Source organism: Streptomyces sp. ADI95-17 (assembly GCF_003846175.1).
In the GTDB taxonomy this organism is placed as follows: domain Bacteria; phylum Actinomycetota; class Actinomycetes; order Streptomycetales; family Streptomycetaceae; genus Streptomyces; species Streptomyces sanglieri.
In genome coordinates this window covers 142,730-151,995 of the sequence record NZ_ML123046.1, presented here as the reverse complement: position 1 = coordinate 151,995, position 9,266 = coordinate 142,730, and the positions used below count along the sequence as shown (strand labels likewise).

Genomic DNA, 9,266 nt, shown 5'->3' with positions numbered 1-9,266 from the left:
CACCCGCACCACCCGCACCACCCGCACCACCCGCACCACCCGCACCACCCGCACCAATCGTCACCGGCACCACATGCCACCTGCACCACATGAAGGAAGCGACATGACCGACAAGAGCAAGCTCAGCGACAAGACCGTCATCATCACCGGCGGCGCCCGGGGCCTGGGTGCCGAGGCCGCCCGCCTCGCGGTGGCGGGCGGGGCCGATGTGGTGATCACCGACGTGCTCGACGAGGAGGGCGCCGCCACCGCCGCGGAGCTGGGCGCGAAGGCCCGCTTCGTGCACCACGACGTGACCTCCGAGGAGGACTGGCAGCGCGTCGCGGAGTTCACCGTCGCCGAGTTCGGACGGATCGACGGCCTGGTCAACAACGCCGGGGTGTCGACCGGTATGCCGCTGGAGACCGAGTCCGTCGAGCACTTCCGCAAGGTCATCGACATCAACCTGACGGCCGTCTTCATAGGCATGAAGACCGTGATCCCGGTGATGAAGGAGAACGGTGGCGGCTCGATCGTCAACATCTCCTCGGCCGCCGGTCTGATGGGCCTCGCCCTGACCTCCAGCTACGGCGCCTCGAAGTGGGGCGTGCGCGGCCTGACGAAGGTCGGCGCGGTGGAGCTGGGCACGGCGAGGATCCGGGTGAACTCCGTGCACCCCGGCATGGTCTACACGCCGATGACCGCGTCCGTCGGCATCCAGCAGGGCGAGGGCAACTACCCGAACACCCCGATGGGCCGGGTCGGCGAGGCCCCCGAGATCGCGGAGGCGGTCGCCTTCCTGCTCTCGGACGCCGCCTCGTACATCACCGGTGCCGAGCTCGCCGTGGACGGCGGCTGGACCACCGGCCCGACCGTCAAGTACGTCATGGGCCAGTAGCCCGTCCCGCGATGGCCTGATGTTGGATGAGGAGCATGACTCCTGCTGACGAGATCCTGGACATCGTCGACGAGAACGACGTGGTCGTGGGGCAGGCCCCGCGCGGTGAGGCCACCGCGCGGGGCCTGCGCCACCGCTGCGTCTTCATCGAGGCCCGGGACACGGAGGGCCGGCTCTTCGTCCACCGCAGGACGCCGGGCAAGCTGGTCTTCCCGTCGCACTACGACATGTTCGTCGGCGGGGTGGTAGGCGCCGGTGAGTCGTACGACGAGGCGGCGCTGCGGGAGGCCGAGGAGGAGCTGGGGGTGTCCGGGCTCCCCCGGCCGGAGCCGCTCTTCAAGTTCCTCTACGAGAGCGCCGGGCACTCCTGGTGGTCGTACGTCTACCGGGTACGGTGCGAGCTGCCGGTGAATCCGCAGGTGGAGGAGGTCGCCTGGCACACCTTCCTCACCGACGACGAGCTGGCCGGGCGGATCGGCGACTGGGAGTGGGTGCCGGACGGCCTGGAGGCGTACCACCGGCTGCGCGCCTTCCGGGCGGGCGGAGCCGCCTCCTGAGCACGGCGCCCGGCATCCGCAGAGCGGCAGATAAGGTTCACGCGTGAACGAGTTCGTACAGAGCCTGCGGCTGTGGTTCGCGCCGCAGCGCATCCGCGACGAGGGCGACACCCCGGACTACCGGTTCTCGCTCGCCAACGAGCGGACCTTCCTCGCCTGGATCCGGACGGCTCTGGCACTGATCGGCGGCGGATTCGCGGTCGACCAGTTCCTGCCGGAGCTGGCGTGGGGCATCCGGGCAGGTCTGGCGCTCGCGCTGCTGGCGGCCGGGGTGCTGTGCGCACTGCGGGCGGTCAACCACTGGGTGCGGTGCGAGCGGGCGATGCGGCGCGGCGAGGACCTGCCGGTCTCGCGGTTCCCGACGCTGCTCGCACTGGCCGTCGGGGTTGTCGCCGTGGCGATGGTGGTGGTGGTCCTGTTCGGCTGGGAGGGCCGGTGACCACGCCGGGGCGCGACCCCGGGCTGCAGCCCGAGCGGACCCGGCTGGCCTGGCGGCGTACGACGCTGTCGTGCACGGTGGTGGCGCTGCTGGCGGTCAAGCAGGCGTTGCACGGCGGGGCGGGCCCGGCCGCGATCGTGGCGGTGTCGCTGAGCGCGCTGGCCTGGCTGGGTTTCCTGCGGGTGGCGCATCTGCGGGTGCTCGGGATGGGGACCGCGCGGCCGCTCCCGCTGTCGGCACGCGGCGCGCTGACGGCGACGGCGTGCACGGTCGCGCTCGCGGTGTTCGCCGCGGCCATGCTGTTCTGACCCGGGCCCCGGGTGCGCCCGGCCTTCGGATGCGGGGCCGTCAGGCGCCCGCGCCGAGGTCCGGGACCTCCCAGTCCACGGTGACGACGATCTTTCCGCGGGTGCGCCCCTGCTCGTTGAGCCGGTAGGCGTCCGCCGCCCGCTCCAGCGGGAAGACCCGCTCCACATGGACCGAGACGACGCCCTGTTCGGCCAGTTCGGCCAGCTGGGTGAGGTCGGTCGCGTCCGGGCGTACGTAGGCGTAGTGGCCGCCGTACGCGAGGACCTCGCCGTCCGCGATGGAAGCCAGGCGGCCCCCGGGCCGCAGCACCTCGGCGGAGACCCGGAGCGCCTCCCCGCCGACGGTGTCGAACGCGGCGTCGATGCCGTCCGGGGCCAGGGCCCGCAGCCGGTCGGCGAGGCCGTCCCCGTAGGCCACCGGTTCCCCGCCGAGCTGCCGGACGTACTCGTGGTTGTGCTCGCTCGCGGTGCCGATGACGCGGGCGCCCGTGTGCCGGGCGAGCTGGACCGCGAAGGAGCCCACCCCGCCTGCCGCCGCGTGGACGAGGACCGTCTCGCCCTCCCGGATGCGCAGGGTGCGGTGCAGGACCTGGTAGGCGGTGAGACCGGCCAGCGGCAGTCCGGCCGCCTCCTCGAAGCTGAGGCTCAGCGGTTTGCGGGCCAGGGTGCGCACGGGGGCGGCGACGTACTCGGCGAGGGTGCCCCGGCTGAGGAAGTCCTCCCGCACATAGCCGATGACCTCGTCGCCGACCGCGAACTCGTCGACGGCCATCCCGGGCTGCACGACGACGCCGGACACGTCCCAGCCGGGGATCACCGGGAACACGGGCTCCAGTGCGGCGTCGAGGTAGCCCTCGCGGGCCTTCCAGTCGACCGGATTGACGGCCGCGGCCCGCACCTTCACCAGGACGGTGTCCGGGCCGACCCTGGGGTCGGGCCGCTCGCCGTACTCCAGCACCTCGGCCCCGCCGTACCCGCTGTAGCTGATCGCCTTCATGCCCCGACCATCGGTGCGGGTCCGGGCACCCGCAACTCAGGCCCGCCGCCCGGGCGGCTGGTCCGTCACCAGCGCGGGATCTCCGGTGTCCGCCACTCCGGCTCGGCCTTGCGCATGGCGGCCGCGTCGTCGCGCTCGCGCATCGTGCCGTCGTCGTCGAGCCAGCGCCGGTGGAGTGCGGCCAGGCGTTCGCGGTCGAGTTCGACGCCGAGGCCGGGCGCGTCGGACACGGTGAGCCGGCCGTCCTCGAAGACGTGGCGGGCGGTGATGACGTCCTCGGTCTGCCAGGGGTAGTGGCTGTCGCAGGCGTAGTCCAGGTTGGGCACGGTGGCCGCGACATGGGTCATCGCGGCGAGGCTGATGCCGAGGTGGGTGTTGGAGTGCATGGAGAGGCCGACGCCGAAGGTGCGGCAGATCCCGGCCAGTTCACGGGTGCGGTGCAGCCCGCCCCAGTAGTGGTGGTCGGAGAGGACCACCTGCACGGCGCCCCGGGCGAAGGCCTCCGGCACCTCGGCGAGGGTGGTCACGCACATGTTGGTGGCCAGCGGGACGCCGGTGCCGGCGGCGACCTCGGCCATCAGGTCCGTGCCGCTCGCCGGGTCCTCCAGGTATTCGAGTACGTCCTTCAGCTGCTCGGCCACATGCAGCGAGGTCTCGACGGACCAGGCGCCGTTGGGGTCGAGGCGCAGCGGCTGTCCGGGGAACTCCTGGGCCAGGGCGCGGATCGCGGCGATCTCCCGGTCGGGTTCGAAGACCCCGCCCTTGAGCTTGAAGGAGGAGAAGCCGTACTCGCGGGCGAAGCGCCGGGCCTGGGCGACGACGCCGGCCGGGTCGAGGGCGGCGCCCCAGTCGTCCTTCTCGCCGCCGTCGGGGTGGGCGGCCCAGCGGTAGAAGAGATAGGCGCTGTACTCGACGCGGTCGCGGACCTTCCCGCCCAGCAGGGCGTGCACGGGCAGGCCGAGGGACTTGCCCAGTGCGTCCAGGCAGGCGACCTCGAAGCCGGAGACGACGGAGAGCCGGAGCTTGTCGGCGGTCTGGACGCCGCGCAGTCCGCCCGCGTCGACCCGGTCGTCGGCGGCCCGTGAATCGCCGCACACCTCGTCGGCCAGGGCGAACAGGCCGTTCAGATCGCTGACCGGGCGTCCGGTGAGGGCGGTGGCGAGCGGCCGGGCGAGTTCGAGGTACTTGCCGTCCCCGTACGTCTCGCCGATGCCGGTGACTCCGCCGCGGGTGACGACCTCGACGATGAGCCGCGGGGTGTAGGGCTGGTGGACGCCCTGGGTGTTGAGCAGCGGCGGGTCGGCTATCAGGATCGGGGTCAGCCGGACTTCGTCGATCAGCAGCGCTGTATTCATACGTGAACCTTATTCAGAGATACGACTGAACGCCAGACTCCGGGCCAAGTCGGAACCAGGTCCGGCCACTGGATCCCGGGCGCCCACTGGACGACATACCGACTGGTCGGCATGATGGTCTCCGACCGTCTTCCACCCCCCGGAGGTGCGCACGATGAGCCCAGTCCACCCGCCAGGTCTCGACCTCGACCGGCTGCGCGGGCATCTCGACCGCGAGCGGCCGGGCCTGGTGAGCGGACCGCTCGAAGCCCGGGTCATCGAGGGCGGCCGGTCGAACCTGACGTACGTCGTCACGGACGGCACCGGCTGCTGGGTCGTCCGCAGGCCCCCGCTGGGCCATGTGCTGGCCACCGCGCACGACATGAAGCGCGAGCACCGGGTGATCAGCGCCCTGCACCCGACGGCCGTTCCGGTACCCGAACCGGTGCTGCTCTGCGAGGACGACTCGGTGATCGGGGCGCCCTTCTACGTCATGGAGTACGTCGAGGGCACCCCGTACCGCACCGCCGAGCAGCTCGCCCCGCTGGGCGCCGAGCGCACCCGGGCGGCGGTCCTCGGGCTCGTCGACACCCTCGTCGCACTGCACTCCGTGGACCCCGGATCCGTCGGGCTCGGGGACTTCGGGCGGCCCGAGGGCTTCCTCGACCGGCAGCTGCGCCGCTGGGGAAAGCAGCTGGACGCCTCGCGCAATCGCGAGCTGCCCGGCATCGACGAGCTGCATGGAGCGCTCGGCCGCGAGCTGCCCGTCTCCCCCGCGCCCACCGTCGTGCACGGCGACTACCGCCTGGACAACGTCCTGATCGGCCCGGACGACGAGATCAGGGCCGTACTCGACTGGGAGATGTCGACGCTCGGCGACCCGCTGACCGACCTCGGCCTGCTGGTGATGTACAGCTCCGATCTCGGCCTGGCCGATTCCCCGGTCTCCACCACCAGCGGCGCGGCGGGCCACCCCTCCCCCGCCGAACTGATCGAGCGCTATGCCGCCCGCTCCGGCCGGGACACCTCCGCCATCTCCTGGTACACGGCGTTCGCCTGGTTCAAGCTCGCCGTGATCCTGGAGGGCATCCACTACCGCTACACCCTGGGCCGGACCGTCGGCGCCGGCTTCGACCGCATCGGCGATCTCGTCCCCGTCTTCATCGAGCACGGCCTCACCACCCTCCAGGAAGGCTGATCACCCCCATGGACTTCGCATTCGACGCCCGCACCGAAGAGCTGCGCGGCAGGCTGCTCGCCTTCATGGACGAGTACGTGTACCCGGCCGAGAAGACCGCGGACGAGCAGCGCGCACGGCTGGCCTCCCCGTGGGACACCCCGCAGATCGTCGAGGACCTGAAGGCGGAGGCGCGCAGGCAGGGGCTGTGGAACCTCTTCCTGCCCGACGCCGAGTACGGGGCCGGGCTGACCAACCTCCAGTACGCGCCGCTCGCCGAGATCACCGGCCGTTCCCCGCAGTTGGCGCCGACCGCGCTGAACTGCGCGGCCCCGGACACCGGGAACATGGAGGTGCTCTTCCAGTTCGCCACGGACGAGCAGAAGAAGCGGTGGCTGGAGCCGCTGCTCGCCGGTGAGATCCGCTCGGCGTTCGCGATGACGGAGCCCGAGGTCGCCTCGTCAGACGCGACGAACATCGAGACCCGGATCGCGCGGGACGGCGGTGACTACGTCATCAACGGCCGCAAGTGGTACATCTCCGGGGCGATGAACCCGGACTGCGAGATCTTCATCGTGATGGGCAAGACCGCCCCCGACGGCCCGGACATCCGCCGCCAGCAGTCGATGATCCTGGTCCCCCGCGACACCCCCGGCCTCGAAGTGCGCCGCGCCATGCGGGTGTACGGGTACGAGGACCACTACCACGGCGGTCACGCGGAGGTCGTGTTCACCGATGTGCGGGTGCCGGCCGCGAATCTGATCGGCGAGGAGGGCGGCGGCTTCGCCATCGCCCAGGCGCGGCTCGGGCCGGGCCGGATCCACCACTGCATGCGGCTGATCGGCATGGCCGAGCGGGCCATCGAGCTGATGTGCAGGCGGGCGGTGTCCCGTACGGCCTTCGGCAAGCCGCTCGCCCAGCAGGGCGTCGTGCAGAACTGGATCGCGGACGCCCGGGTCACGGTGGAGCAGCTGCGGCTGCTGGTACTGAAGACGGCATGGCTGATGGACACCGTGGGCAACCGGGGCGCGCACACGGAGATCCAGGCCATCAAGATCGCCACCCCGCGCGCGGTGGTCGACATCCTCGACCGGGCGGTGCAGCTGCACGGCGCGGGCGGGGTGGGTCAGGACTTCCCGCTGGCCGAACTGTGGGCGGCGGCCCGGACGTTGCGGCTGGCGGACGGCCCGGACGAGGTGCACCAGCGGTCGCTGGCCCGGCGGGAGATCAAGCGGTACGTGTAGGGCCGGGCTCCGCGGACAGGGCCTGGTCCTCACCGGCCCTGATCCGGTCCAGTACGTCCGTGTACAGGGTGCGCCGGTCGGGCCGGGCGTGGGCGGCGGCCCTGCGGAGGGCGGGGACCGCCGGCCCGCCCGTCTCGACGAGCCCGTCGGCCGCCGTCTCGCGCACGACGGGATGCGGGTGCCCGAGCAGTCCTGTCACGGCGGGGAGCGCGGGGCCCCAGCCCGCCCGGCAGAGCGTACGGATCGCCATGCGCACGACGTCCGGAATCGGGTCGTCCAGGAGGAGCTCGGTGTGACGCAGGTGGGTCGGCCGGCCGAGCATCGTCCGTGAGGCGCGGTGGGCCCGCAGGCGGACCTTGGACCGGGGATGCGTGAGCAACTCGCCCAGCAGATCGATGAGTTGCGGGTCCTCGTCCGGCTCCGGGCCGGTGTGTGTCCCGGCCAGTTCGGTGAGCGCCCGGCAGATCTGCTCCGGTGCGCCGGTTGCGGCCAGGTCCAGCAGTTCCCGACGGGTCGGGCGCTGCCGGGTTCCGGCGGGTACCGCCGTGCCACGGTCACGGAGGGCTGCCAGAGCCGCCGCGTCCTGCCGCCCGGCGTCCGGCCCGCGCAGTGGCCCCTCGACGAGCAGGAGCCGGTCGGCGAGTTCGCCGCGCCCTTCGGTACGCAGGCGTCGGCGGGTCCGCGTCAGTGCGGGGGTGCGCAGGAGCGGGCGGCCGGCGAGCAGGTCCAAGAAGCCCCAGGCGCCCGCGTCGAGGCGGTCGCTCAGGGCCCCGGCCAGTGCGTCGGCGGGGTACGCGCGCAACGCGTCGACGACCGCGGGGGCCACGGCGGGCGGAGCCTGCTCCCACCACTCCAGCAGCAGCGGGACCAGCCGTTCCAGTTCCCACGGGTCGAGTCGGGCGGCCGCTCGCGCCACCCTGTCACGCCGGATGTCGTCGTCCCGGAGCTCCGTCTCGTCGAGGGCGCCCAGTGCGCGGGCCAGGTCGGTGCCGCCGCGGAGGTCGACCCGGCCGCGGAGGTACGCGCGCAGCACCGGCAGCCGGGCCTCCGGTTCGGGCCACCCCGCCAGTGCCAGGGCGGCGGTCTCCCTGCGGTCCGCGGCGGCCGACCCCAGCATGGCCAGCAGCCGCTCCCGCAGGGCCGCCGAACGGGGCTGGTCGAGGTCGTCGACGCGTACCCGTCGTGGTGGCGGGGCCGGCGCGTGGGCGGTCTCGGCGATGGTCCAGGGCGGCGCGTCGATGGGCTGGATCAGCGTCATCCGGTCGAGCAGTCCGGCCCGGGCCCGGGGATCGGCACGCCGGTGAACCTCGATCAGGGCGGTCAGCCGGTCCCGCGAGGGGACCGCGCCGTCGTCCCGCCTGCGGAACTCCTCCCATGCGCCCGGGGTGCGGACCGCCTCGTCCAGTGCGGCCCGCCATGCCCGGGTCACGGTGGGCACGGGCACGGCGGCGGCCGTCTCCGGTACGGCGAAGGCCTCCCGCAGCACGGCGGTCTCGGCCTGCCAGGGGTCGGCGCCGAGCCGGGCGCCCGCGAGGGCACGGTCGAGGTCGGCGCGGACCGGCACCGCCCCGAGGCGGCGCAGCAGCGTTAGTGTGGACCGGCTCGGCGTCGCGGGTGCGGGGCGCAGTGCCCGTACGGCGGCGACGGCGGCCGGTCTTCCGGTGGCCGTGAGCCGCGGCGCGACCGCTTCGAGTACGGCGATCAGGTCGTGCCGGTCCTCGTCCCGGGCGTCGGCGAGCGCGTCCAGCAGGACCGGCGCGGACCTGGCGAAGGCCGTCAGCTCCGCGTCGTCGCGGGGCTCGGCGCAGATCCGCAGCGCGAACCGCACCACCGTGTTCCGCACGGCCCTGCCCCCGGGGCCCGGGCGGGAGCCGGCGAGCCGGAGCCAGTCGGCCAGCATCGGCCGGAGCTGTTCCGTCCGGTCGCGGCCGAGCGGCCCGTCCCGTTCGGCGACGCGCAGCGCGACCGCCGGGTTCCAGCCCCCCGCCACCAGCGCCCTGATGTCACGGTCCGCCTCGTCGGCCACCGACGACGGCTGTTCGGCGGCCGGTGCGGTGATCCCGTGCCCGGCCATGGCTGTCGCCAGGTCCCGCATCGTGCCGGAGGCCAGTCCGATCCGGCGGGACGCCACCAGCGAGAGCAGCGTGACCGCCACCGGTGACCCCTGGTCGTGCAGCGCGAGGACCGAGCGTGCGGCAAGGGTGCCGTGGAGGCGCCTCAGCAGCAGTTCACGGGTGTTGTCGTCCCGGCTGTGCTCGGCGGCGGCGATGATCGTGGCCGCGTAGGCGTCGCCGAGGACGGCGTGCAGGGCCTCGGAGATTCGGTCGCGCAGA

The 9,266-nt window shown here is 73.1% G+C and carries 9 protein-coding genes; 6 read left to right on the top strand and 3 right to left on the bottom strand.

The window, feature by feature from the left end; all coding sequences use genetic code 11:
* Positions 1 to 103: 103 nt before the first annotated feature.
* From EES42_RS14540 to EES42_RS14525, 4 genes are read left to right on the top strand one after another with little or no spacing between them, the layout of a single operon-like run.
* The gene (locus tag EES42_RS14540) at positions 104 to 877 is read left to right on the top strand and encodes a glucose 1-dehydrogenase (protein ID WP_124718651.1); all 774 of its coding nucleotides are present in this window, start codon (positions 104 to 106) and stop codon (positions 875 to 877) included.
* 35 nt (positions 878 to 912) lie between these two features.
* On the top strand, positions 913 to 1,434 hold the full coding sequence (locus tag EES42_RS14535; RefSeq protein ID WP_124718650.1) for an NUDIX hydrolase: 522 nt from the start codon (positions 913 to 915) through the stop codon (positions 1,432 to 1,434).
* Positions 1,435 to 1,477: 43 nt separating this feature from the next.
* A complete protein-coding gene (locus EES42_RS14530; protein WP_124718649.1) occupies positions 1,478 to 1,873 on the top strand; it encodes a YidH family protein in 396 nt (131 codons plus the stop codon).
* On the top strand, positions 1,870 to 2,181 hold the full coding sequence (locus EES42_RS14525; RefSeq protein ID WP_124718648.1) for a DUF202 domain-containing protein: 312 nt from the start codon (positions 1,870 to 1,872) through the stop codon (positions 2,179 to 2,181). The genes EES42_RS14530 and EES42_RS14525 overlap by 4 nt, the downstream gene beginning before the upstream one ends.
* A 40-nt stretch (positions 2,182 to 2,221) precedes the next feature.
* On the opposite strand, the gene EES42_RS14520 is transcribed toward EES42_RS14525, so the two are convergent.
* Positions 2,222 to 3,178, bottom strand: a complete 957-nt coding sequence (locus EES42_RS14520; protein ID WP_124718647.1) for an NADP-dependent oxidoreductase — start codon at positions 3,176 to 3,178, stop codon at positions 2,222 to 2,224.
* Positions 3,179 to 3,243: 65 nt separating this feature from the next.
* Complete coding sequence (locus EES42_RS14515) at positions 3,244 to 4,533, bottom strand: glucarate dehydratase family protein (protein ID WP_124718646.1); 1,290 nt, start codon at positions 4,531 to 4,533, stop codon at positions 3,244 to 3,246.
* 154 nt (positions 4,534 to 4,687) lie between these two features.
* Between EES42_RS14515 and EES42_RS14510 the strand changes: the two genes are divergently transcribed.
* Together EES42_RS14510 and EES42_RS14505 are read left to right on the top strand one after the other, a co-directional pair.
* Positions 4,688 to 5,710 carry a phosphotransferase family protein gene (locus EES42_RS14510; protein ID WP_124718645.1) on the top strand — a complete coding sequence of 341 codons (1,023 nt, stop codon included), beginning with the start codon at positions 4,688 to 4,690 and terminating at the stop codon, positions 5,708 to 5,710.
* A gap of 8 nt (positions 5,711 to 5,718) precedes the next feature.
* Positions 5,719 to 6,933 (top strand): acyl-CoA dehydrogenase family protein, encoded by a 1,215-nt coding sequence (locus EES42_RS14505; RefSeq protein ID WP_124718644.1) that lies wholly within the window; start codon positions 5,719 to 5,721, stop codon positions 6,931 to 6,933.
* Here EES42_RS14505 and EES42_RS44715 read toward each other — a convergent pair.
* Positions 6,917 to 9,266: HEAT repeat domain-containing protein (locus EES42_RS44715; protein ID WP_206433475.1), on the bottom strand; the 2,350-nt coding region annotated here is incomplete at its 5' end. The genes EES42_RS14505 and EES42_RS44715 overlap by 17 nt on opposite strands.